Here is a 25551-nt window from a genome sequence, read left to right as displayed (position 1 = left end):
TTTTGATAATAGTGATCCCTTCAGAGAACATTTGTTCTTGAAGAGCATTGCCTAAAGACAGAATCTGAGGATAGGTACACATATTTAAAACCAATTGCGCTAAGTTTTAAATAATTCTAAATAAATGACTCTCTTTTTTTAATAAATACTAAAAATGTATTATGTGATCCAATAACTCATTTATAGTTCTTAAAAGCTCAAATCATTTCAATAGTTCAATTCTATATATTGGGATGGAGCCTTCATACAATAAAGCTAATTGCTATAACATCTTAGCCTTTTATGGCATAGTGTATGACAATGTTGATTCGCCATTTCCCACATCCGTATGAACACTAAACGTAATATTTATAAAGATGTTGAGCATCCTTTTGCACAATACATTCGCATCATTGGAAAAGGAAAAAATGGTGCACGTTCGTTGACTTATGATGAAGCCTACCACGCATTTTCAATGATCTTAAAAGATGAGGTTTTGGACGTGCAGTTAGGGGCTTTTTTGATGTTACTTCGTGTCAAAGAAGAATCTGTAGATGAACTCACAGGTTTTGTACAAGCCACCAAAGATCAATTAAATTTTCAGTCACTTGATGTCGATTTAGATTGGTCATCCTATGCGGGAAAAAGAAAACATTTCCCATGGTTTTTGCTTTCCGCATTAACACTGGCAAAGCATGGTTATACAATCGTCATGCACGGCGCATCAGGACATACGATCAATCGAGTTTATACTGAACAAGTTTTAGAATATTTGGGCTTTCCAATTTGCCAAAATGAAGCTGAAGTCAAACAACAACTTGAACAGCGAAATTTTGCCTTCCTACCTTTAGAAGTGATTTCACCCATATTGTCAGATTTAATCGGACTACGAAATGTGATGGGGTTACGTTCTCCAATTCATACCCTTGCACGTTTGATTAATCCATTTGATGCCAAAGCAACTATGCAAGCCATTTTCCACCCTGCTTATAGAAGTTCACACCAACAGTCAGCTTTTCAATTGGGCTATCAAAATAGCGCGGTGATCAAAGGTGAAGGTGGTGAGTTTGAACGTAATCCTGATGCAAAAACATTAGTCTGCGGAATTAAAAATGGTGAATTGTACGAGCATGAATTGCCTAAACTCACAGACAATCGTTCGCCTGCGGAAGAAGAACTTGATTTAGCCGTATTTAAAGAGGTTTGGGAAGGTACGCAAACCCATGAATATGGTGAAATTGCAGTTCCTGAAACCATGGGTATCGCACTGTATACGATGGGTGTTGTAGACAGCTATGAAGAAGCGATGGTCAAAGCAAGAGAGCTTTGGAAAAATCGGTTTTAGTACTTTGATCTATAGAAAAGTGATTAGAAAACTATATGTTATTCACTTTTCTCTAGATAGTAAAATTCAGTCCAAAATGGATAACTTTTACCTGAAGAATGAATATTTCTTAGTTTGAGTTGATCATCAATTCGAATTTGAAGGTTTCGCTCATCATAACGACCTGACAAATATGCGTCCTTATGTTGTCCAATCAAACTTGCACAATATTTTTGATGGCTTTTCATTTTCGTTGAACTAAATGCTGCTCTAGCATCTTGAATATCAATTCCAATTAAAAGCATAGGCGAGCCATCATTTTTAATAGATGTATGCTTGGTCATAGGCTGTGCATACTTTTGACTAGATATAACAACAACGTCCAATAAACATTCAATAGGTTTTTCAGCAAAAATTGAAGTTGAAAACAAAATGCTTAGGAGGAATAAAAAGTAAGTTGAATTAAAGTTTTTCATTTTTAAAATTTGGGACATTTTTATTATAGAAAATAAAAGAATCACACAGCTCATTCACCATGTAATCCTTTTTTCAAATCAATTACACAAAACGAATCGGTTTAAATTCTGGCTCAGGTACGTGAGAATCACACTCCTCGCCTTCTTCCTTATGCCCTTTGTCAATATAACCCGTACGTTGCTTAGCATCGACATTTTGATGTTCCCAAGCAATCACTGCTTGCATACAGGTTTGACGTTGTTCAGCAGTCAACGCCACACCATTTGGCCATTTACCAATTTCAATCGCTGTTTTTAAACGCTCAACAATATCAGCATCCAAAATAGAAAGCATTTGTTCAATATTCATGGTTAATCCTGCTGAAAAGAGTCAAAATCTTGATTCCACCCTAATTTTGTACGACATGCCATATAGAAGTCATAACCAGGTGGATGTAACAGTATAAGTTTGAATGGATGTTTGCGAATATGCAAACTATCCCCCACATTTAATGAAACACTATTTTGCCCATCAGCACTGACCATAGGCAAAACACGATTTTCACGAATCACTATTTTAATTTCACTTTGCCCACCCACCACAATCGGGCGTGATGACAAAGTATGTGGATGCATCGGCACTAAAGCAATTGCATCCATACTCGGATGAACGATGGGCCCACCACCAGATAACGCATAAGCAGTTGAACCTGTAGGCGTAGAAACAATAAGCCCATCGCTGTGTTGACGGTATACATATTGCCCATCAATATTCAATTCAAAATCAATCATATGTACTGATTTACCCGAATGAAGTACCACATCATTCAAAGCAATCGCATCATAAATAATTTCATTTTTACTGCGAATTTCTATTTCCAATAAAAAGCGGCGATCCAGTTGAAAATCACCTTTAAGTACTTGATCTAGTTTAAAAATAACTTCCGTTGGTGTAATGTCTGTTAAAAAACCTAAACGACCTCGGTTCACCCCCAATACAGGGGTATTATATTTCACTAAAGCGCGTGCAGCATGCAGTAAAGAGCCATCTCCACCCACAACAATGACCAAATCTACAACCTCACCCAGTAAATTTTTACTGACAGTTTGCGTATTCTTATAAGGTACCAGTTCTGCAGTCGCAGTATCAAAAACTGGATGCAAACCAAGACTTAATAAATGATCATGAATCAGGCATAACGTATCGACCACTGAAGATTTATCCGGTCTTCCAATTAAACCAATGTTACGAAATGTCTTTGGTGAAATTTGCACAGATGCTGTAGCTCCACTGAAATTCTGAGATATAATAACACTATCAAAATATATTTAGAAAAACATTCATAAATGAAAAACCATGAGAATGTTTAAAATAACTTTAAATTTGTGTATTACACAGTTTTATTATTGCAAATTTAAGAAAATCTTCGCATCATTAACTAAAATAAACAGGGCACTATCATCTATATATGAAGACCGAACGTGGTATTGGCTTATTTGCACTGATCTTTTGTGTATTGGTAATTGCAGCATTTCTCGCATTTAGTATCTATGTGATTCGACTTGATAATGTCATTCGGGACAAATTTGAAGGCAATCGCTGGGAAATTCCTGCGAAAGTATTCGCTCGCCCATTAGAAATTTATGCAACTGCGCCAATTGCCCAAAGTGATTTTGAACAAGAACTCAAATTACTCGGTTATAAAAGTAGTGATAACTATACCAAATCAGGTAGTTACCTCACTCAAGCAAATTCAACCTATGTGCATACACGTGGTTTTGACTTTGGCGATAGTGTAGATCCTGAACAAGTTTTACAAGTAACATTTACAGGTGATACGGTTGCAGATGTTAAAGCAACCAAACCCACCAATACTGGAATCGCACGTTTAGAGCCGATGCTGATTGGTGGTATTTATCCGCAGCACAATGAAGACCGTGTGCTCATCAAATTAGATAAAGTTCCTAAGCCTTTAATTGAAGCTTTAATTGCGACAGAAGATCGAAATTTTTATCATCATCATGGTATTTCCTTCCGTGGTACAGCACGTGCACTCGTGAGTAATGTCACAGGTGGTAAACGTCAAGGTGGCTCTACACTGACGCAACAGTTGGTCAAAAATTTCTTTTTAACGCCAGAAAAGACCATCAAACGTAAAATCAATGAAGCATTGATGTCTCTTTTATTAGAATTACATTACAGCAAAGATGAACTTTTAGAAGCGTATTTAAATGAAGTCAATTTAGGTCAAAGCGGCAATTATTCAGTAAATGGTTATGGCTTGGCATCGCAGTTTTATTTTGGTATGCCTTTGCGTGAATTGAATATTTCCCAACAAGCTTTCTTGGTGGGCTTAGTACAAGGTCCGACTTTATATAATCCGTGGAAAAACCCAGAAGGTGCAAAAAAACGTCGAGATATTGTACTGAATAATATGTTGGTCATGGGTTATTTAGATCAATCACAATATGAAAAAGAAATTGCACGTCCTTTAAATGTAGTGAGTAAACCTACAATTGGAACTGCGGCATTCCCTGACTTTTTAGATATTGTTCGTCGCCAATTAAAAACAGAATATCAAGAATCAGATTTAACCAATCAGGGTTTAAGAATTTTTACCACGCTTGATCCTATTGCACAGACTAGAGTACAAAATAGCTTCAGAGAAACAGTCAGCCGTTTAGCCAATGCTAATCCTTCACGTTTGAAAGATTTACAAGGTGCTGTTTTAGTTGCTCGTCCTGAAAATGGTGAACTGATTGCTGCTGTTGGTTCAACGCAAGACTTTACTGGCTTTAACCGTACATTAGATGCAAAACGCCAAGTGGGTTCATTACTCAAACCTGTGATTTATTTAAGTGCGTTAGAATCTGGTCGCTATAACTGGGCAACTCAAATTGAAGATGCACCTATTAGTTTACCTATAGACGGTAATAAAACGTGGACACCCAAAAACTACAGTGGTAGTAGTTATGGTTATGTCCCACTGGTTCAAGCACTAGCAAACTCATATAACCTTTCTGCAGTCCGTTTAGGCAATGAATTTGGTATTTCAACCTTTAGTAATAATTTGACTAAATTTGGTGTGACATCAAAAATTCCAAACTACCCTTCTATTTTCCTTGGCGCAGTGGATATGTCACCAATGGAAATGCTGAGTATTTATGGAAACTTCGCAACTGGTGGCTTCAAATATCCAAATAAAGCCATTCGTACTGTTGTAGATTCAAATGGACGTTTATTAGAACGGTTCGGTTTAAATGTTCAACAAACGATTGATCCAGCAGCTGCATTCTTACTCAATTATGGTTTGCAACAAGTCATGTCAGCAGGTACAGGAAAAGCAGCCTACAACACACTCCCTACCGATTTAAAATTAGCAGGAAAATCAGGAACGACAAACGACACTCGTGACTCATGGTTTGCAGGTTATTCGGGTAATCACTTGGCTGTGGTTTGGTTAGGTTTAGACAACAACAAAGTGACTGGATTAACAGGTTCATCGGGTGCACTACCTGTTTGGATTAATGTCATGAAGCAGTTAAGACAAAAACCAGTCAATCTGCGCCAACCTGATGACGTTTCTTGGCAATGGATTGACTCTGCAACAGGTGAACTTTCTGCTCAAGGTTGTGACGGTGCTTTCTACATCCCACTATTGCGCCATACAGTACCCAATAGAGCGACTGCATGTGGAATGCCACATTATCAAGTTGATCCTCAATACACCCCTGATACTGAACATAATGCTTCTCAGCCAAAATCTGGTGATTCGATCGAAAATTATATCCGTGAGAGTGAAAGCAATATGGATCAAGACTTATCCAATTCAAAAGGTCAGGTCATTTCGAGCGGAAGTTATAACAACTAGATGCTGAACATCTTTTACATGATGGATAGATGAGCGCTTATGATGAACCGTGCGACAAAATATACTGCTAGCTTCATGGTGATATTGGCTTTGGTTGGGTGTCAAACGACACCTGAGCAAAAGCCACATATTGCGAAAGTAACTGAATTATCAAAGCCTCCTACGATTCCTACACCTGATGGTGTAAAAATTACGCCTTATCATCATCCCGATATACAGCGTGAAAAAATTCCGGTCTTAATTCCACAGCAAAAAGTACAAACAGCTACTTTTGATGATGGACAAAATATACCTGCATTTAAACTATTGATACAGCAAACTCAATTGGCTTTCCAAAAAGGACAATGGGATGATGCTGAACGCGCTGCAATTAATGCACAGCGTATCGCACCACAATCGGCAGAAACCTTTTTGTATTTAGCGCGTATTGCCAACCAAAAGAAACAATACGCCAATGCTGAGTCACTGGCTCGCCGTGGTTTAAGTTTTACACAAAGTACGACACAGAAAAAAATGTTTTGGAATGTGATTTTACAATCCGCACAACACAGCCAGAAAACACAAACTATTGCAGAAGCATTAAGACAACTGCAACGTTTATGATTATAGGAATTGTTCTTAGGGATAGTAATAATCGATAAAGTGTATGAACATTTATTCAGTATGTTGATAAATTAATTGTTGCGTGGATCTAAAGAATTTAATCTATAGTTTGAATTAAAACTGACGTATTCCTGCAACACCATATGCCCCATATTGTTGGGCAATTTTTAAATCATGTAGAGATAACCCACCTAATGCAAAAATTGGAATATCTACCGTTTTTGCATATTCAGCAAACTTTTCCCAACCCAGTTCAATACTATTAGGATGCGTCTGCGTTTTTAATACAGGGCTTAACGTAACAGCATCAAAACCTAAACGCTGCGCATGCTGTAATGACACAAGATCGTGACAGGCTGCTATACAGCGTATTCCAATAGGTAATTGCCCAACGACCAAATCCATCAATTGATTATGCTTAAAATGTACCGCAGAAACGTGCTTTTGCATGACTACTGGTAGCATTTTCCATACATCGACACTCAGGATAATTTGAGATAAATCATCTATATTTGTTCGCTTAAGTTGCTCAATATCTTGTTCCATTTCAGAACAATGAGCATTTATTCGCTTAAGTTGCTCAATATCTTGTTCCATTTCAGAACAATGAGCATTTATTCGCCAATAAAAAAGCTGATCTTTATTTTCAGGTTGATAATGAGCAAGTTGGTCTGAAATTTTAATCTGATGCGACCAATATAAGCGCTGAATCATTGCTTGATTGGCTTTAGGGAAATTTAATTCTAGTAATTGTTCACGGCGATACCATGTCCAAGGCTTTTGAATATCAGCCAAATATTCTTCTGTAATGTGTGTATGAAAAATATGTAAAAAGACTTCTATATCTTCATAATCATGGTGAATAACATCAAACTGATGCCAGTGATCTATTCCCACACCGACTTCTTCAAAAACTTCACGACAGCAAGCCTGCTCAGGTGTTTCCCCTGATTCTACTTTCCCACCTGGGAATTCATATTTATTGCCCTGATGCTGATCTGCATTACGCCATCCAACTAAAACTTTGCCATGATGAAACAGTAATGCGATTGCGACGTGAATAGAAGGTTTAGACATAAATTTACTCATGCAAAGTTTTACAAATTGTAAGTAATTATAGATATTTTATAAATGATAAAAATTATCGTTGACAGACCCATTCGATAATGATTATCATTTAAAACAATTAGACAGCACCCCACTCGGAGTAACACAATAATGAACGCACCTTTTAGCTTATTTACACGTAATACTGAATCACATCAATCACTTCCAATGTTACATTCAAATAACTTATTTTCTTTAGGACGTGAAATTCGCATCCTGCATGCAGGAGAAGAATATCGTTTACGTTTAACACGTAATAACCGCCTCATTCTAACCAAATAACAAAAATTACGATAAACAAAACAAAAAATGTGGGAACAAGCAGTATGAATCAGCGCATACTGCTTTTTTAAGTTATAGCAAAAAATTTACTTTTTTAATGAAAATTTGTTTGGAAAATACTGGATTGTCATAAAAATCCGATATCTTCTAGAAAATAACCACTTTAATATTTTTCAATATTTCACGACAAAAGAAAAACATTTTTTACAAATTGGATATGCAAAAAGTGTGGGTGAAAACTAATCCATCCACATTTAAAAACCTGTATTTAAAATCAATAATCAATTCAACGGTACGACTCTGAGTACTTCTTCAAGGGTTGTTGTACCTTCCAACACCTTACGCGCACCTGAAATTCTTAAAGGTTCAACACCTTCTTTTTTTGCCTGTGCTCTTAACTCATCTAATGTGCCATTGGCGCTAATTTTTTGTTTAGCCTCTAGACTCACTGGCATGAACTCATAAATTCCGACGCGTCCTTTATAACCCGTTTGACGACACTCTTCACATCCAACTGCTTTAAAAACAAAATCAGGCATTTTAGTCTGATAACCAAAAGTTAGATGCTTCCACTCTTGTTCATTAATAAAGGTTTCTTGCTTACAATGTGGGCATAATTTTCGTACTAAACGTTGTGCAAGCACACCCAAAATCGTTGCAGCAGTTAAAAAAGGTTGTATCCCTAAATCATGCAAACGCGTCAAGCTTGAAGGCGCATCATTGGTATGCAAAGTTGATAGAACTAAGTGACCAGTGAGTGCAGCTTGAATAGCCATATTTGCCGTATCTTGGTCACGAATCTCTCCGACCATAATAATGTCTGGATCTTGACGCATTAAGGCACGAATACCATCAGCAAAACCGAGATCAATCCCTTGATTGACTTGCATTTGGTTGAAACTCGGTTCAAGCATTTCAATCGGGTCTTCGATGGTACAAACATTGACTTGTTCAGTTGCCAACTGTTTAAGCGATGAATAAAGCGTCGTGGTTTTACCGGAACCTGTAGGCCCTGTCACGAGAATAATGCCATGACTATGTTCAGTTAAACTATTCCATTGATGTAATAAATGCTCATCAAAACCAAGTTGTTGGAAACTACGTACCAATACTTCTGGATCGAAAATACGCATCACCAACTTTTCACCAAAGGCTGTAGGTAATGTTGAAAGACGCAATTCAGTTTCTTGTCCTTTCGGAGTTCGTGTTTTCAATCGACCATCTTGTGGTTTACGTTTTTCTGCAACATTCATTCGACCTAAAATTTTAATCCGTGAAATCACAGCCGTTAAAGTATTGGCGGGCATATTATAAATCGTATGCAATACCCCATCGATACGGAAACGGATTTTACCTTTTTCTTTACGTGGTTCTAAATGAATGTCGCTCGCACCTTGCTCAAAAGCAAACTGTAAAACCCAATCGACCAATTTGACAATATGCTGATCATTTGCATCTGGGTTTTGTGCATCACCTAACTGTAAAAGTGCTTCTACACCTTTGTTTTCTTTATCATAAGCACTGGATTTTTGTGACGAACTGACCGCCTTACTTACTTGATAATATTCCACCAAGTAGCGATGTAATTGTTCAGGATTTAAAACAACACGTTCAATTTTTTTAGGGCTCAAACTACGTTCTAAATTTTGAACCCAATCAATCATATAAGGCTGTGCAGTACCAATCAAAATTTTGTCCGCAGTCACTTCGACAGCCAAGATTTTATTACGTAAAGCGAATTCCTGTGACATGACTCCAGTTAAAGAAGTCACATCGGCTTTTAACGGGTCAATGGTAAATAAGTTCAGTTCCGATTTGACAGCCAACCACTCTGTCAAATGGGTTAATGTTAATCGTTTAACTGGATTTTGTGCATCAACTAATTTAAAGCTGGCAATCCACTGTAACGGATGCCATTTCAATTGCTCACGTTGGCGGTGCGTCGTTTGAACCAGGAGTTTTTCGCGCTCTGTAATTCGACCATCTTTTAATAATTGTTCTAAACACCACGTTGCATCGATTTCAAAATTAAATTGCATTGTTATATCCCCAAATCTAACACCACTATAGCAAAATTAGTTTTTGAGTTTCTTGAATTTTTATCAATAATAGAAGATTTATCCAGCTCATCTTGAAAATTAACATGAGCTTATTTTTCCCCTTTACAATGCTTGATATCCCCAAAAAGTGATCATAAAGCCCAAAGTTAAAAGACCAATACACCCCAACAGACTGATGATTGCTTTTATAAAAAAATGATAAAAAAAACTAAGCTAAACGTTGTAAGTTATATTAATAATTAAATCTATAAATAGTAATTTTACTTAGAATAATACAGTAGTATTAAAATAATGAGTTATTGTACTTATCAAATCGTATTTATAATATCCCTCTAATAAATACAATGAAAAATCATATAAGTTTTATTGTAAAATTAATTTTTTCTAAAAAAAATATTGCAAAAATAAATTGTTTAAATATGATGATCGTATGGGAATTTCATACTCATAATATTATAACTTTTATAATTCTGGATAATTCATGAAAATTAAAGTACTTTCTTTCGCAATTATTTCTACATTACTTTTAACTGCTTGTGGTGGTGGAGATGATTCTACCTCTGCGTCTAATGATTGAGGAGAAAAACCAGATACTTCTGCAAATCAAACATGGCATAATATTTATATAGATGAAAGTTATAGCGGGCCGAATGAAGGAAAACTCGGTTATAATGAAGATGTTATGACTCTCCTAGATGGTAAATCATATTCTAAGAATACCAATACACTATATCAAGATGATAGTACTGATCGTAGTTTTATAGTTACACAAGATGGCGTCTATGAAGATGGTGATGTAAATGCAACTTATGGTGTACGTACTGGCAATATAACTATAAGTGACAATACATGGACTATGATACCTTACTCAAAAATAGGCTCTACTGGTTTAAAATTTACCAATACGTATAAGAGGCATCAACCTTGATAGTAAATTATTAAGCCAAACCATTAATCCATATGATATGTGGTCAATTAAAAATGGTTTAACTGAAGATTATCCAGTAAGTACATTAATGCAAAGTTTTTATGCTAAAAATATAGAAACGAAATTTACAAAAGGATCAACTTGTCTACAACTGGTAAAAGAAGCAAGTAATCAAGAATATATCGAACTCCAAAATGCAACTGAAAATAATTCAGGTGTAGAAAATATTTGGAATAAACTTGCAGCAAATCCAGAGTCAGAGAAAAAGTTATATAAGGACACCACAGCATATATATCTTATGCTTACAGTGAAGCAGATACTTTTGCAAAATATAAGGATAAGTTCTTCTCTGGACATTACTACTCTAAAGGTACTTCGTTCCTTTTTGAAGATATGATTAAAGAATTAACAGATGATTCAAGTCATTTAACAGGACAAGATAAATTGATCGCAAATGAATATATAGATGCTGCTAAAAATGAATGTATGCTTTATAACGAGACCGCTTCTAAAACGATTCACAGCTCAATCCAAAATTTTAAATAAAACACCTTAAAAAATAAGCACCTACTCAGTCATGAGTAGGTGCTTTAATCATTAAAATATAAATAATAAAATCTAAAAAATCACCATATTTTATATAGCTTGCAAAAACCCCACTAGAAATATTTATAAATAAAATAGCTTAAAGAAGATTTGATAAATCAATCTGCTTTTTTCAGTGCTCAAACCGACTGAAAAATTGAAATGATAAATATTTAATTTATCGATACTTACCAAAGACTTTCCATACTTCATTATCTGCTAAAGGATCACTATAACTATCATTTCTTTGTTTACGAGGTTTCTCTCTCGCATCAATAAGTTCGAAATCTTTTTCCGTACTCAAAACTAAACCATTCACATAAAAACGGGTTCTTGTATATTCACTTTGGCCTTGTTGGAAAATATATGTTCTTAGATCAATAAACTCACGATGCGCAACTAAAGCTGCTGTGTCATCACTATTTAACCATTGTGCCATTTTAGCGATCTGCTCAGGCTCAAATTGACCACATTTTTCAATCAATGAGGCAATCCCACGAAAGGTTTTCGATTCTTTAGCACGCGTTTTATTAATTCGAATGCGATCCACATTAAAATAGAATAATGGAAGATTCAAATGACTGGGAAGTTGGATCACATCTAAAACATCATCTTGCATGAAAGGTTGATAAAGCACTTGTGCTCGCTCAATCAAGCTCTGCCATTGTTGATAATATTCAGCGACTTGTTGCTTAGAACCATAATATATGGGTAAACCTTCCACATTGGCTAATTCTGTTGGATGCCAAATATTTTGTCGTAATAGCGCAATATCACTTTTTAAACTTTGTACGGCAATCGCATCTTGCATATTCATTTCTCAATCAATTGATCATACTTAGGCTATTTTGAGTATGCTATAGTCGATATTACGAAACAAGATCACAACTAGGATAAACCATGTCTGAAAACAATGATTTATATGAAAATGATGAACCTACAGTAGCCGATGAACAATTTTACGAACGTGCAGATGAGTTTATCAATTTAGCCAACCAGTTATCCGACTCTACCCATCAAGTATCACATTTAACCACTGAACCGGGTAAAGTCAGTGCTTCATTCATGTATGCCAATGCACGTTATAGTGTGTGGAATGCTGCCTGCTCTTATCAGCAAAGCACTGATTTTAATGCCGACAGACAAGTCATTTTAGAATATTACATGGAGCAATTTAAAATCATGCTCGAAGATAATTTAGACGAATATCATGAAAATTTTGAAAGCTATTTTCCAAAATCTGAAACAGAAGAAGTAAAGCGTTTCGTTTAACGGCTGGATTGCCTATAATACGCAACCAATGAAATACGCTATGTGGAAAAGCCATGTCTCAAAAAATCGATGCGACTGATGTCACCGAAGAAGAAGCCTTGAATGCTGTTTTTTTTGAGCGAGCTGACGAATTTATTAAACTAGCTAATGATTTCTGTCGCCCTGAAAAAGGTCAGAAACCACAGCCTGATGAACGTCGTGGTCAAGTCAGTGCTGCAATGTTATTTGCAACTGCACGTTTCAACACTTGGGTTGCAGCCAATACTTTTAAAGATGGCGATGAAATGCGTGATGCCAAAGAACAAGTGATGTCTTACGTGCTGCAACAGTTCCAAATGATGCTTGAAGATCACTATGATGAATATTGTGAACAGTTTGATAATTATCTTCGTTTCCGTAAAGATGAAAGTTTTCATACACATAAACATGATAAAGATGGGCATAATCATCAACACTGATTCACCTCAATGGTTCATCTAAAATCAGTATGTATCAAAAGCCCTTCTGGGCTTTTTTACATTTTGGCAATTGCACTTGCTTAAATTCACTTTGAAGGTAAATAAATCGCTCATCCATTCATGACTCAAAAATCAGGTTACCAATCAATAATATTCAAAAATCATAAAACTCATGTATTGTATTTCTTGATGATAAATAATAAGTTGGAGGTTCTATGCAACATTTAAATTTTCCAATCATAGATCCACACATTCACCAATGGGATCCGTACAATACACCACATGCGGCAGCACTTGCAGTTAAGCTCTTGGGCAATCGTCCCTTTTTACTCGATAAAATGGTTCGGCTCATCAAACCAAAAGATTTACTGGATACCATTGGTTTAACCACACATATCACTCAACCCTATTTACCTGAAGATTATAAAAATGATCTTGGACAATATCAGGTCGAACAAGTGGTGCATGTCGAAGCGAGTTGGGCAAAACACAGTGGTAAAGGTGTAGTCGGTGAAACAGAATTTATAGAATCCCTGCCATTTAATGATCAAACAATTCGGCTTGGTGGAATCGTTGCAACAGCAGATCCTTGTGATAGCAATTTTAAAAAAATTCTTAAAATGCACCAAAAAGCCTCCAAGCGTTTACGAGGAATTCGTAGAATGGCTGCTTTTCATGAAGATAAAGGCATACATAATTGGACAGATGATCCACATTTATATACCAATAAAAAATTTTTGAATGGTTTTGAACAACTGGCAAGGCACAATCTAAGTTTTGATGCTTGGGTTTATTCAACTCAAATTTCAGATGTGATTGAATTGGCAAAGCAATTCCCAGAAACCTCGATTGTTCTAGATCATTTCGGCACACCTGCAGGATTATTTGGTGAAGTCGGTCAAAATACAGGTTTAACCCAAACTGCCCGTGAAAATATATTTTACCAATGGCAAGATGATATTGCTGAATTAAGTACCCTACCCAATGTTTACACCAAAATGTCGGGGCTCTTTATGCCAGTTTTAGGGCATCAATTTTATAAGAAAAAACAATTGGCTTCTAAACAACAAATCATCGATCTTGTTGCACCCATCATTACACATGCTTTGGATAGCTTTGGTACTTATCGTGTGATGTTCGCATCAAACTTTCCAATGGATCGTGTCAATACCAGTCTAGTGAATATTATTGATGCTTTTAGTGATATTGTTCAGCAATATGATGATCATGCACTGGAAAAAGTCTTTTACCACAATGCAAAACAGTTTTATCGACTTTAATTCTCGTCAATATTGAATATGAAATTGATTATTTTAAATCATAAAAAAAAGCTCACAGATAAACTGCGAGCTTCGGTATAAAATATTAAATGAAACTTATTTCATTTCTGCAAACACTTCTTTTGCCATATCAATGGTGAACTGAATATCTTCATCACTATGTGCAGCTGAAATAAAGCCTGCTTCAAACGCTGATGGCGCAAGGTTTACACCTCTTTCAAGCATACCGTGGAAGAATTTACGGAAAGCATCTACATCACATTTCAACATAGAATCAAAACTAGTAATGTCTTCTTGATCTGTAAAGTACAAACCAAACATACCACCGACTTGTTGTGTTTTAAATGCAATACCCGATTCATCTGCAGCAGTTTGTAAACCTTCAAGAAGTTTAGCCAATTGCGCAGTTAATTTTTCATAAAAACCTTCAGTACGTAAATGCTTAAACATTTCAATACCCGCACGCATTGCCAAAGGATTACCAGACAATGTACCTGCTTGGTAGACTTTACCAAGTGGCGCGATACATTCCATTACTTCACGTTTACCACCAAAAGCACCGACCGGAAGCCCTGCACCAATGATTTTACCTAAAGTGGTTAAATCTGGTGTCACGCCATAATGCGCCTGCGCACCACCTAAACCGACACGGAAACCTGTCATTACTTCATCAATGATAAATACAGAACCGTATTCATCACATACATCACGAATCGCCTGTAGGAAACCATCAATTGGTTTCACCAAGTTCATGTTGCCTGCAACAGGTTCTACAATCACACCTGCAATTTCGGAACCGAAGTTCGCAAAACACTGTTTCAATGTCGCAATATCATTGTACGGAAGCGTTAAAGTATGTTTTGCAAAATCAGCAGGAACACCCGCAGAAGTCGCTTCACCTTCACCACTTGTTAAAAGACCTGAACCTGCTTTGACCAATAACGAATCTGAATGACCGTGATAACAACCTTCAAATTTTACGATCTTGTCACGACCTGTATAACCACGCGCTAAACGAATCGCAGTCATGGTCGCTTCAGTTCCTGAGTTGGTCATACGTACCAATTCAATAGAAGGCATAATTTCACAGATTGTGTCCGCCAATGTCGTTTCGTGAACGGTTGGCGCACCGAAGCTCAATCCATCTACTGCAGCGTCTTGAACAGCTTTAATGATTTCAGGATGAGCATGACCCAAAATCATCGGGCCCCATGAACCGACATAATCCACATAACGCTTACCATCGACATCATACAAATATGCACCTTTGGCTTTTTCAATAAATACTGGCGTACCACCCACACCGTTAAATGCACGTACAGGCGAATTCACACCACCTGGAATATGTTTGCTGGCTTGTTTAAACAATTGTTCTTGCTTTGGAGAAAGACTCATGTGAAGGTACTCAACTCAGATTTTTAAATAAAAAGACTCAAATGTAAAACCAAAATGCAAAACTAGACTTCAGCTGAAAATAACTCAGACCAATCATATACACGTTGACCAACTGTAGACATTGAGCGACCCAATACATCACTAATGACAGCACAAAGGTCTGCACCAGCTTCAATCACAGGTGCTGAATTTTCAACAGTTAAACCACCAATCGCGCAGATTGGCACGTTAAATTTTGCCTTAGCCAGTTTCAAGGCCTCTAAACCAATATTACCCGCTTCAGGCTTTGTTTCCGTCGCAAAAATTGCACCGAAAGCAACATAGTTTGCCCCATCGGCAATGGCTTGTTCAGCAAGCTCAAGCGAGTTATTGCAACTACGTCCAATCAAAACATCTTTTGGTAAACGCGCGACAGCATCGACAATTGAACCGTCATCTTGTCCTAAATGCACACCTACACCATATTTCACAGCTGCTTCTAAGTCATCATTGATTACAAATGGTACTTTATACTGTGCACATAAATGTTTCATATAACCAATTTCATAATCCTGATTTTCTTGTGCAACTTGCTTACGACGATATTGCAAAACAGCAACTTCATAAGTCGCCATTGCCCCTTCAAGTTTTGCTAAAAGTAGTTCAATTGGATCGTCATTAGTAATGAGGTAAAGACCGCGCATAGGAGATAAATTCATTTTTAATCAAGATTAAGTCAATTATAGACCATCTATCGTAGTTTGGCTTTCAAAAGATAAACCTGCATTTTAAAATATAATTGATATTGGTTTTTTCTAAACTTCTAATTCTATTATTTTTATTTTTATTTTTATTTTTATTTTTATTTTTATTTTCAATGATCATTTAAAGAAAAAGACCATGTCCTAAAACATGATCTTTTGATTCATTCATTTATCAAACGATGACTTAGTATCCGAACATATCATCCCATTTTACAACTTCATCGAAGAAGCCTTTTCCATCGACTGTGGCTTTAAATTGTGCAGTTTGGTCATTGATTGCAGAAACAACAATTGATGTGGCTGTATTATTTAAATCTGAAATCATTACAGTTCCTGCATAAGGATAACTTGTGACATTTTCATCCGCATCAATTTTCAAATAAAGTGGCTTAGTGGTAGTATCAAAAGCGATTTTATAGTCACCCCATTCTCCACCTGTAGCCGCAAGTTTCCCACTCACTTGAATATTAACATTGCTCGCATCTTGTCTTGTCCACGTTAACTGGTAACCTGTTAACGTATAATTGACTGCCAGCGGTTGATTAGTTGAAGATAAAGTTTGCGAAACAACGGTGAGCTCAGGGGACGTCACTTTTACTGATGTTGCTGATTCTTCGATAGTTAATTTACCATTCAGTGTATCAGATTCATTGTTGCCGTATTTAATGACCAAATTTTTTGCTTCTATGCCTTTATTGGTATCAATCACACCATTGGCAATCCCACTTTCATCTATAATGCCGACACAATCTTTGAAAGTGATCACGTTGTTACTTACGGTATAAGAACCAGATGAACATTTTTCACCATCTGCGACCATATCTGAACCATAAATCAATGAATCCATTAGCCCATCCACGGCTGCCTCTCTTAAGACAATACCTGTGATCTCCTCAATAAGTTTACGATTTTCCTTAATACCTACTGACGTGCCTGTGTCTGTGCCTGTGCCTGTGCCTGTGCCTGAAGCATCATCATCGCTACCACCACATGCTGTCAGTAAAAAAATACTCAAAACCATCATGGCTAAAATTTTATTTTTCACATCATTCTCCTACTCATCCTTTTCGTTAGATCAGCTTAGGAAATTATCGTTTTAAATACTATTCCCTATTTGGGGTATATTTATAATTTCAAATAATAATTAATTAATCAAAAACAACATATTATTTATATTTTTAAAAATTATATATGATAGAAACCGTATTAAAGTATATTAATACGGTATAAATATTTAAAAATCATCGATTACATAAATCCACATCTTTTTGAAAATTCATCAGTTGACGTTATTGGAGTAGTTGGTATATTAGCACTCTCGCTCCCACTCAGCTCACCGAATACATTAATCATTTCAAAATCATCATAATCATTAGAAACTGGCAATGAATTTATTTGAAGTTGAACTTTATCCCCTGCTTTAAAGCTAGATAATGAAAAGCATTCTTTATATTGGCTAAAACTGCCATCCTCAGCACTATCTGGTAAAATTTTAACAATGTAAGTTCCAGCTTGACCACTATTTGAAAGTGAAATTGGGTCTTTACTTCCTTCTTTAATACTATTAAAACCGCGCCCTAAAAATGAAATACAAATATTATCATATTTCGATTTAAGACTATCCGAATAAGTAAAATAATCAACCCAAACCTTTCCCTGAGCTTTAATTTGTAATTGTGAATTCACAGCACCTTGAAACTGATCATCTCCTAAATGAATAATATCCAATCCATTGAAAAATATAATATCTGATTCTTTTAATAGTTGTAAATTTGGATTTGAAGTTTTAGTATCAACTGCCAAATTATTATTAGGAAAACTAAATAAAATAGTTGTAGGTCTATAATTTTCAGCATTAATTAATCCAGCAAAATATTGTGGATATGCATAATTTTGTGGTGTTTTTAAATGGTAATTTCCACTATTATCAGTTTTTACTGAATATTTAATATCATTCAATTTTACCGAAACTTCTGCACCAGCAATAGGTTCCCCTTTTTCATCTAAAACTTTACCGCTTGTTGTCCATACAGCTCCATCAATATCTTGGTTACCCTCTCCTCCCCCACAACCACTCAATATCGAACATACGGCAATTAACAATAATATTTTTTGATAATTATTCATGACGAATTCCTTTTATTTGGATAAATAAAATTATTCATCTCTGATCAAAAAACGTCTATTCCATAAATAAGGAATAAAACTAACTTTCTCCCATAAATTTAGGCATATTTATTAAAAGTTTTACCAGATCAGACTGTCTATTTGTGCCAGTCTTTTTATAAATAGATTGTAATTGCTTTCTCACAGTATCAACATTTACATTATTCTTTTGCGATATTTCTTTTAACAAGAATCCATCTACAAGCATCAAAGCTAGTTTGGATTCAGCTGGTGTCAAATGAAAAGTCGCACACAAAAAGTTTAGATCCAAAGTTTCTGTATGCGATGGATCATACAAGGTCAACATTACAAGCGGTCTAATTCCGAACATTTTCATTTCATTTTCAGAAACTAAAAAAGTTGAAAAAATATATATCGTTTCGCCATCTATTGAAGTTATTTTAATACATGAATCTTCAAATTTTTGATTTCCCAAAACACGATTCTTTTTAAAAAAACTTTCAAAATAATTTAAATTTTCTGCCAATTGCAAATCATATGGTTTAGGTAATACCAATTTGTCATTTTCAATCTTAATAATTGAATTATTTTCACAAACCTTCTTTACCGCATCATTATAATGAACAACTTGCCCTGATAAGTTCAACAATAATACAGGTTTTGATAATTTATTAATTAAATTATACCCAACAATTGAATTTGCTGAAAATTCATATAATTTACGTTGTAGTAATACCACTCGTTTTAAATGCATCAATAGACGGTCTAGAAATTTTAATTCCTCCTCTGACAAATAACCTCTTTCTCTAGAAGTATTTATTCCTATCATCACGCAAATTTTTTCATCACGATATATATCATGCATTGAGGTATAACGCATATCTATAGGTAAAAGTATGTTTTGATACAGTGCAGTATTGCCCACTACTTCTTCAGTAATTTTATGATGACATTGATACCAATCTAGCCTTTCATCGGTACTAAAAAAGTCCACCATTCTAGGATCATCACCTATCGGATAACGCAAATATTGCAATTCTGCAACGGTTAATAAATCATCTGAAAGTGAGCCTGAACAATTACTAAATGAAAAGACATCTTTTTCTAAATCAATTGCTAAAACGTGAATTGAAGAAGCATTCAGTAATGTATTAACTCTTTTAACAAAAGGTTGCCACCCATCAGCACTCAATGGGACTTTATAAATGATATCAACCAACTCATCGTAATAATAATCAAGTGGATGCATGCTTTCATATTCTTATTAAAATAACGTATTATACAAAAAGTACACATAAAAATTTTAATATTAAAAAATCAAATACTCGTGATTCTCAAATTATAACGATTGATAAATTATTTTAAAAAACCCAACAATCACGTTATATATTTATATATTATAAAACATGTGTTTATTGATATTATTTAACCAATTTATAAAATAGGTAGTTTTTTAAAATATAGCTACCTATATAAAAGGCTGAAAATTTCTGACAAAAGGCATAAATCATTTGTATAGATTTAGATATCTCTAGCTTTAAAAATCATCAATAATAAAGATGAGATGAACTCAACTATCAATTTTATCAAACTTGCGATCTCTTAAACTCAAATTGCCACGCAAAATATCCGACAACATGCGCCAATCTGAAATAAAACTATATAAAGGTTGTTTAAAACTTGCTGGTTTATTTTTTTCAAACACGAAGTGTCCAATCCAGGCACATGCATAGCCAGAAACCAATCCATAAACAATATATTGTGGCTTTCTTTGGCGAATTGCTTTACTGAAAAAATAAATTCCGGCACTGCTACCTGCCGCATGTAAACGTCGGCTCATAATGCTACGATGTTCCGTCAGATAAAAACGATAAAACTCTGAATAGTTTTTTATAGGTAATTGAAATGATGTTGGCGTAAATTCTGATTTTGGTTCAACAAGCGCATTCATGGACAATCTTCCTGATTTATTTTTAATCAGCTTATTCTAGTTTATGTCGGATTAAAAGCCAAATAGACTTGTAGTGTTTCAAAAGTATCTAGATTGGAGCAAATCAACTCTGTACGCTCAATTTAATCTGCATATTTTGCGCTACAATGCCTAACTAAAATGTGGTGAGATTTAAGTCTAGTCATTTCCAAACAAAATTCGACCTCACTTTCACTCTATACATTTAGATTTTAACAATATTTCTAGGATTTCATCATGATTGAAGTTGAATTAAAATTTCAGATTCCTGAAGCACGTCGTAATGCCATACTCAAAGCTTTAGATCCGAAGAAATCTGAGATCCTTCAATTGCAAGCGAAATACTACGACACTGAAGATAAAAAACTATCACAGAATAGTGCGGCACTCAGACAACGTCTAGAAGGTACACGTTGGGTTCAAACATTAAAAGCCGCAACAAAAAATCATGTACAACGATTTGAAAATAATTTTGATTTGGGCGAATTAACAGAAGCACCTGCGCTTCATTTAGACATTTACCAAGATCAACCAGAAGCACTAGATATTTTAAAAAATGCTTTAGGTGATCGTTTCGATCAACTTCAATTGCAATTTGAAACGGATATTCAACGCACAACCCGTGTAATTACCTTTGAAGATGCAGAAATTGAAATTAGTTTAGATATCGGTGAGGTACGAACTGAAACTGCTACGCAGGAAATTCATGAAATTGAATTTGAACTCAAAAGTGGTTCAATCCAATCGTTGTTGGCTTTTAGTTTTGAATGGGTAAAAAAATACCAACTTTGGTTAGATGTACGCAGTAAAGCTGAATTTGGTAATTTACTCACGTTGAATAAAAAAGTGAGTACTGCTCAGGCAAATAAAGAAATTATTCTCAATAAAAAAGATAATGCAGATAAAAGTTTAAGAACACTCATTGCAAGTCATTTACAGCACTTATTACCCAATATTGCGGCTATTTCTGCACAAGTTGCAGAACAAGAGCATATTCATCAAGCTCAAACGGCTTTACATAATTTACATCTCAGTCTTTCTCTATTCAAAGAATGGACAGATATTAAAACGGATAAATGGGCGCATCAACTGGCGACTTTCGAAAGCCATTTCAAAAACTTGCAGCATTTTGAGCATATGCAAAATACTTTAGGAGCTTTATTACAAAACCCTAAAACAGCACAAAATTTAGACAAAGATATTTTATATGCAAAAGAAAAATTAAATAATCTGGTGAAATCAACTCAAAATGTTCAGCATTATTTAGAATTGATGATGTTCAGTTTAGGTCAATCTGAAAAAGTACAAGTACATGATTTAAAATGGTTTGCTCAAAATACTTTGCAAAGTCAATATAAACAACTCCAAGAAGCCTTGAGCCAAGCGGATTTAACAAATTTGGAAAGTTTAGAATTATTGGCACAACGACTGAATGAATTGAAATTTAGCTTTCCAATTTTGACCAATATTTATGATGTCAAAAATTTACAAAAATATGGTAAAGCCTTACAGGATGCTCAACAAGCTTCCGAACAATATCAAATTCTTGCTGCTTCTTCATCGTACTTACAACAAACGGAATTGGAAGCAAGTGACTGGTTTGCATTGGGTTGGTTAACGGCGAAACAAGAAGTTTATGCAGAAAAACTACTTGAAGCGACTGAACAATTTTTAGTAAGCCGTAAATTTCTGAAATAATTTAATTTTAGTCATTTTTTTCACAATGACGTATTAGAAATATCAGGATGGAATTGATTTTTCAAACCATCCTGATATTTTTACATTTAAGATGCTTAATAAATTTCTAACTTTCGAGTAAGCTAATCATTGTCTTATCAATTCAATCTTTTATTTCATATGAATATTCACATTAAATAATTAAAATTGAATAACTTAGTTTTGAAACAATTTACATCATAAAAAGCACATTTTATCTTTTTATTCGGCTTAAAATAAAACTGAGCATGAGTATAAATGGATTTTTAAGTATGTTAGAAATCGAATTAAAATTTCAAATTCCTCAAGAAAAACGTGAATTAATTTTCAAAAATTTGCAGCGTAAAAATGTTCAACATCAAAACTTAAAAGCTAAATATTTTGATAATGATACTTTTCAATTGTCTCAGAATTTAGTCTCCCTCAGACAACGCTTTGAAAATGAAATATGGATTCAAACACTTAAAATAGCAACACCGTATCATTTTCATCGTATTGAAATTGAAGAAAAAATTGCAACCAATAATCTAATACGTTTAGATCAATATCAAAAAAATAAACAGATTCCGAAAGATATTCGCCAATTATTGTTAGAGGTAAAAGATCAATTAAACATTCAATTTGAAACAGAAATTGAACGATCAACTGCCCTATTTAATTTTCAAAATAGCCAAATTGAAATTGCACTCGATCGCGGCAGTATTTTTACAACTAAAAATAACTCAAATTTAAATATTCACGAAATTGAATTTGAATTAAAACAAGGCTCTATTCAAGATTTAGTCTCTTTTATTTTACCACGCATTAAACGCTATGGACTTTGGTTAGATATTCACAATAAAGCGCAACAAGGGTTTAAACTGGCACAAAATATTCAAGATAATCCCGTACAATTTCAAAGTGATGTAACTATCGACCCAAAAAATTCAACTGAAATTGCATTAAGAAAAATTGTGAATAATTGCCTACAACATTTACTTCCCAATAGTACAGCAATTGCTTCTGAAAATTTTAATAGCAACCATATTCACCAAGCACGTGTTGCGATAAGACGTTTACGTAGTGCCTTAAAAACATTCTCGCATTGGTCAAAACATATTGATTTATCTTGGGAAACTGAACTCAGACAATTATTTAGAACATTAGGTACTTCTCAAGATTTAAATGTCATTCAAGAAGAACTTATTCCGCAACTGGAGCAAGTTGGCGCACCTTCTTTTAAAATCGAAGCACATTCAAATAATGAGAATAGTAAGACTTCTGCAATATTTAGATCACTAAATTTTAATCATTTAATTCTTTCTTTACTGCAATTCATTCATCAACAATTACATGATGATTCTAGGTCTGCTCAGAAAGCGGCTAAAAAACAACTGAGTCAACTACATCAGCAAATTCAAATAGATACTGAACATTTTTTAGATTTAGACAGTGAGTCGCAACACCGTACAAGAAAACGCTTAAAACGGCTGCGCTATAGCATTGAATTCGTTGTAACTTTGTACAATAAGCAGGAGAGCCGAGCTTTTATAAAAGCACTTAAACCAGCTCAACAAAGTTTAGGTAAATTTAATGATTTATGTGTAGCAGAACAAACTCTCAAGCAATATGTAATGGCTCAACCTGAAATATGGTTTGCTTTAGGTTGGATTGCATCACAAAAACAAATCTGGCTATTACAATCTCAACGTGATCTGAGTCAATTCATTCAAGCCAAACCTTTTTGGGAATGAGTATTAAAAATAAATAAACTATTCAATCATTTGAATGAAGACTGAATCCTCATTACAGGTAAATTTAATATTAAACTCACCAAAACTTAAGCCATAAATACGTTCATCATCATGCTGATAAGCAGGACGAGGATCTAATGATAAAACTTGTTCTAATTCATTAATAAATTGGGCATTCATTTTTTGCATTTTCAAGAATTGGTTTTTTACAAACTCTGCTGATTCAGTCCAAATTATTTTTTTACGTTCAGGTTCACATTGTGCATAACCACTTTGTGCATCTATAACTGAGTCTGAATATTGGATATAGGGCTTTATATCGACAATAGGTGTGCCATCAAGCAAGTCACTACCTGTCACGTAAACTCGAACCGATTGACCCACTTTTTTGACATTTTTCAGCTGTACAACTGATAATCCAATAGAAGCAGGACGATACATACTACGTGTCGCAAAAACCCCTATTTTCTGATTACCACCTAATCGTGGTGGACGAACTTGTGGACGAAATTTAGCTTTATCTTGTTGATTTTTATTGTCATGAAATTGCCAAAGCAACCATAAATGACTGAATGCTTCAATTCCTTCAAAAGCTGATAATTCATTATACGGCGCAATCATCTCTATAAACGATTCAACCTGAACCAGATTGGGTTGGCGTGGAATACCAAACTTTTCTTTGTATGGAGATCGCATATAACCAATAATGGGCAGTGTCAACTCAGTCATAATCACTTTTTCTGATAAGTTCAATTGAATATATTCAGTTTATCGAGAATGATTTTAGATTAGAATAGTAAACTGTTCTAATCTGAAAATTTATTGAGACCTTTAATGGCTGCTTTCAACGTCGAAAAGATTACTCACGTACACCACTGGAATGACACTTTATTCAGTTTTAAAACGACTCGTGATACTGCGTTACGTTTTAAGAATGGTCAATTTGTGATGATTGGACTTGAAGTCAATGGTAAGCCTTTAATGCGCGCTTATTCTATTGCTAGTGCTAACTATGAAGAAGAATTAGAGTTTTTCTCTATTAAAGTGCCAGATGGCCCTTTAACTTCTATTTTACAAAAAGTAAAAGTTGGTGATGAAATTTTAGTGTCTAGAAAACCAACAGGAACTTTAGTTCATGATGATCTAAATCCTGGTAAGAATTTATACCTTCTTTCTTCCGGCACAGGTCTTGCACCATTCTTGTCTACAATTCGTGACCCTGAAACCTATGAACGCTATGAAAAAGTGATTGTAGTTCATGGTACTCGTTTTATTTCTGAGTTAGCTTATCAAGATTTGATTTTAAATGAACTTCCAAACAATGAGTTCTTTGAAGAATTAGGCATTAAAGATAAATTAATTTACTACCCAACTGTGACACGTGAAGAATTTCATACGCAAGGTCGTGTGACTACTGCGATTGAAACTGGTCAACTTTTTGAAAAAATTGGCTTACCTCGTTTCAACCCTGAAACTGACCGTGCAATGCTTTGTGGTAGCCCATCGTTCCTAAATGATGTTGTAGCACTACTTGACCAACATGGTCTTAAAGAATCACCTAAAATGGGTGTTTTAGGCGACTACGTGATTGAACGTGCTTTCGTTGAAAAATAAGGTCTTTTGAATTTCAAAACCGAGGTCAATACCTCGGTTTTTTATTTC

Annotated in this window: 25 protein-coding genes; 12 read left to right on the top strand and 13 right to left on the bottom strand. The window is 34.9% G+C overall.

Annotation, left to right across the window (positions count from 1 at the left end):
• The first annotated feature begins 328 nt into the window (after positions 1–328).
• On the top strand, positions 329–1324 hold the full coding sequence (locus ACG94X_RS10570) for a glycosyl transferase family protein (RefSeq protein ID WP_419383687.1): 996 nt from the start codon (positions 329–331) through the stop codon (positions 1322–1324).
• Between the two features lie 38 nt (positions 1325–1362).
• Here the strand turns inward: ACG94X_RS10570 and ACG94X_RS10565 are convergent, their stop codons facing one another.
• From ACG94X_RS10565 to ACG94X_RS10555, 3 genes are all read right to left on the bottom strand, one after another.
• Positions 1363–1779, bottom strand: a complete 417-nt coding sequence (locus ACG94X_RS10565; RefSeq protein ID WP_419383717.1) for a hypothetical protein — start codon at positions 1777–1779, stop codon at positions 1363–1365.
• Between the two features lie 82 nt (positions 1780–1861).
• Positions 1862–2128, bottom strand: a complete 267-nt coding sequence (locus tag ACG94X_RS10560) for a YeaC family protein (RefSeq protein WP_419383686.1) — start codon at positions 2126–2128, stop codon at positions 1862–1864.
• Between the two features lie 2 nt (positions 2129–2130).
• Positions 2131–3033, bottom strand: coding sequence for an NAD(+) kinase (locus ACG94X_RS10555; protein ID WP_514131871.1), 903 nt, complete (start codon positions 3031–3033; stop codon positions 2131–2133).
• Positions 3034–3227: 194 nt separating this feature from the next.
• Between ACG94X_RS10555 and mrcB the strand changes: the two genes are divergently transcribed.
• Both mrcB and ACG94X_RS10545 read left to right on the top strand, forming a co-directional pair.
• On the top strand, positions 3228–5630 hold the full coding sequence (gene mrcB / locus ACG94X_RS10550; protein ID WP_419383685.1) for a penicillin-binding protein 1B: 2403 nt from the start codon (positions 3228–3230) through the stop codon (positions 5628–5630).
• 42 nt (positions 5631–5672) lie between these two features.
• Positions 5673–6233: a tetratricopeptide repeat protein gene (locus ACG94X_RS10545; RefSeq protein WP_419383715.1), complete on the top strand. Its 561-nt coding sequence runs from the start codon at positions 5673–5675 to the stop codon at positions 6231–6233.
• A 114-nt stretch (positions 6234–6347) separates the two neighbouring features.
• Here ACG94X_RS10545 and ACG94X_RS10540 read toward each other — a convergent pair whose 3' ends face one another.
• The gene (locus ACG94X_RS10540; RefSeq protein WP_419383684.1) at positions 6348–7310 is read right to left on the bottom strand and encodes an NUDIX domain-containing protein; all 963 of its coding nucleotides are present in this window, start codon (positions 7308–7310) and stop codon (positions 6348–6350) included.
• 141 nt (positions 7311–7451) lie between these two features.
• Here ACG94X_RS10540 and hemP point away from each other — a divergent pair, with 141 nt between their 5' ends.
• Complete coding sequence (hemP, locus tag ACG94X_RS10535) at positions 7452–7622, top strand: hemin uptake protein HemP (RefSeq protein WP_419383683.1); 171 nt, start codon at positions 7452–7454, stop codon at positions 7620–7622.
• 281 nt (positions 7623–7903) lie between these two features.
• On the opposite strand, the gene tfpB is transcribed toward hemP, so the two are convergent.
• On the bottom strand, positions 7904–9661 hold the full coding sequence (gene tfpB / locus ACG94X_RS10530) for a type IV pilus assembly ATPase TfpB (RefSeq protein WP_419383682.1): 1758 nt from the start codon (positions 9659–9661) through the stop codon (positions 7904–7906).
• Between the two features lie 703 nt (positions 9662–10364).
• Between tfpB and ACG94X_RS10525 the strand changes: the two genes are divergently transcribed.
• Positions 10365–10610, top strand: a complete 246-nt coding sequence (locus ACG94X_RS10525) for a hypothetical protein (RefSeq protein ID WP_419383681.1) — start codon at positions 10365–10367, stop codon at positions 10608–10610.
• Positions 10611–10647: 37 nt separating this feature from the next.
• Positions 10648–11157: a hypothetical protein gene (locus ACG94X_RS10520; protein WP_419383680.1), complete on the top strand. Its 510-nt coding sequence runs from the start codon at positions 10648–10650 to the stop codon at positions 11155–11157.
• Positions 11158–11374: 217 nt separating this feature from the next.
• On the opposite strand, the gene ACG94X_RS10515 is transcribed toward ACG94X_RS10520, so the two are convergent.
• Positions 11375–12007, bottom strand: coding sequence for a hypothetical protein (locus tag ACG94X_RS10515; protein WP_419383714.1), 633 nt, complete (start codon positions 12005–12007; stop codon positions 11375–11377).
• Between the two features lie 89 nt (positions 12008–12096).
• Between ACG94X_RS10515 and ACG94X_RS10510 the strand changes: the two genes are divergently transcribed.
• The 3 genes from ACG94X_RS10510 (at position 12097) to ACG94X_RS10500 (ending at position 14206) form a co-directional block, all read left to right on the top strand.
• Positions 12097–12468, top strand: a complete 372-nt coding sequence (locus ACG94X_RS10510) for a DUF3144 domain-containing protein (protein WP_419383679.1) — start codon at positions 12097–12099, stop codon at positions 12466–12468.
• A 53-nt stretch (positions 12469–12521) separates the two neighbouring features.
• Positions 12522–12926, top strand: a complete 405-nt coding sequence (locus ACG94X_RS10505; protein WP_419383678.1) for a DUF3144 domain-containing protein — start codon at positions 12522–12524, stop codon at positions 12924–12926.
• A 215-nt stretch (positions 12927–13141) separates the two neighbouring features.
• Positions 13142–14206, top strand: a complete 1065-nt coding sequence (locus ACG94X_RS10500; protein WP_419383677.1) for an amidohydrolase family protein — start codon at positions 13142–13144, stop codon at positions 14204–14206.
• Between the two features lie 96 nt (positions 14207–14302).
• Here the strand turns inward: ACG94X_RS10500 and hemL are convergent, their stop codons facing one another.
• The 6 genes from hemL to ACG94X_RS10470 form a co-directional block, all read right to left on the bottom strand.
• Positions 14303–15601 (bottom strand): glutamate-1-semialdehyde 2,1-aminomutase, encoded by a 1299-nt coding sequence (gene hemL / locus ACG94X_RS10495; protein ID WP_419383676.1) that lies wholly within the window; start codon positions 15599–15601, stop codon positions 14303–14305.
• Positions 15602–15663: 62 nt separating this feature from the next.
• On the bottom strand, positions 15664–16284 hold the full coding sequence (gene thiE / locus ACG94X_RS10490; RefSeq protein ID WP_419383713.1) for a thiamine phosphate synthase: 621 nt from the start codon (positions 16282–16284) through the stop codon (positions 15664–15666).
• 244 nt (positions 16285–16528) lie between these two features.
• Positions 16529–17389: a hypothetical protein gene (locus ACG94X_RS10485; RefSeq protein WP_419383675.1), complete on the bottom strand. Its 861-nt coding sequence runs from the start codon at positions 17387–17389 to the stop codon at positions 16529–16531.
• Between the two features lie 203 nt (positions 17390–17592).
• Positions 17593–18471 carry a carboxypeptidase-like regulatory domain-containing protein gene (locus ACG94X_RS10480; protein WP_419383674.1) on the bottom strand — a complete coding sequence of 293 codons (879 nt, stop codon included), beginning with the start codon at positions 18469–18471 and terminating at the stop codon, positions 17593–17595.
• A gap of 79 nt (positions 18472–18550) precedes the next feature.
• Entirely contained in the window at positions 18551–19720 is a 1170-nt protein-coding gene (locus ACG94X_RS10475) for a helix-turn-helix transcriptional regulator (protein WP_419383673.1), read from the bottom strand.
• Between the two features lie 321 nt (positions 19721–20041).
• Positions 20042–20422: an Mpo1-like protein gene (locus tag ACG94X_RS10470; RefSeq protein WP_419383672.1), complete on the bottom strand. Its 381-nt coding sequence runs from the start codon at positions 20420–20422 to the stop codon at positions 20042–20044.
• Positions 20423–20677: 255 nt separating this feature from the next.
• On the opposite strand from ACG94X_RS10470, the gene ACG94X_RS10465 reads away from it, so the two are divergent.
• Together ACG94X_RS10465 and ACG94X_RS10460 are read left to right on the top strand one after the other, a co-directional pair.
• On the top strand, positions 20678–22138 hold the full coding sequence (locus tag ACG94X_RS10465; RefSeq protein WP_419383671.1) for a CYTH domain-containing protein: 1461 nt from the start codon (positions 20678–20680) through the stop codon (positions 22136–22138).
• A 290-nt stretch (positions 22139–22428) separates the two neighbouring features.
• Entirely contained in the window at positions 22429–23889 is a 1461-nt protein-coding gene (locus tag ACG94X_RS10460) for a CYTH and CHAD domain-containing protein (RefSeq protein WP_419383670.1), read from the top strand.
• Between the two features lie 18 nt (positions 23890–23907).
• Here ACG94X_RS10460 and tsaA read toward each other — a convergent pair whose 3' ends face one another.
• Entirely contained in the window at positions 23908–24618 is a 711-nt protein-coding gene (gene tsaA, locus ACG94X_RS10455) for a tRNA (N6-threonylcarbamoyladenosine(37)-N6)-methyltransferase TrmO (RefSeq protein WP_419383669.1), read from the bottom strand.
• 105 nt (positions 24619–24723) lie between these two features.
• Between tsaA and ACG94X_RS10450 the strand changes: the two genes are divergently transcribed.
• On the top strand, positions 24724–25503 hold the full coding sequence (locus ACG94X_RS10450) for a ferredoxin--NADP reductase (protein WP_419383668.1): 780 nt from the start codon (positions 24724–24726) through the stop codon (positions 25501–25503).
• Positions 25504–25551: the final 48 nt, after the last annotated feature.

Source organism: Acinetobacter psychrotolerans (assembly GCF_048552595.1).
GTDB lineage: Bacteria > Pseudomonadota > Gammaproteobacteria > Pseudomonadales > Moraxellaceae > Acinetobacter.
This window is presented reverse-complemented; position numbering and strand designations above follow the sequence as displayed.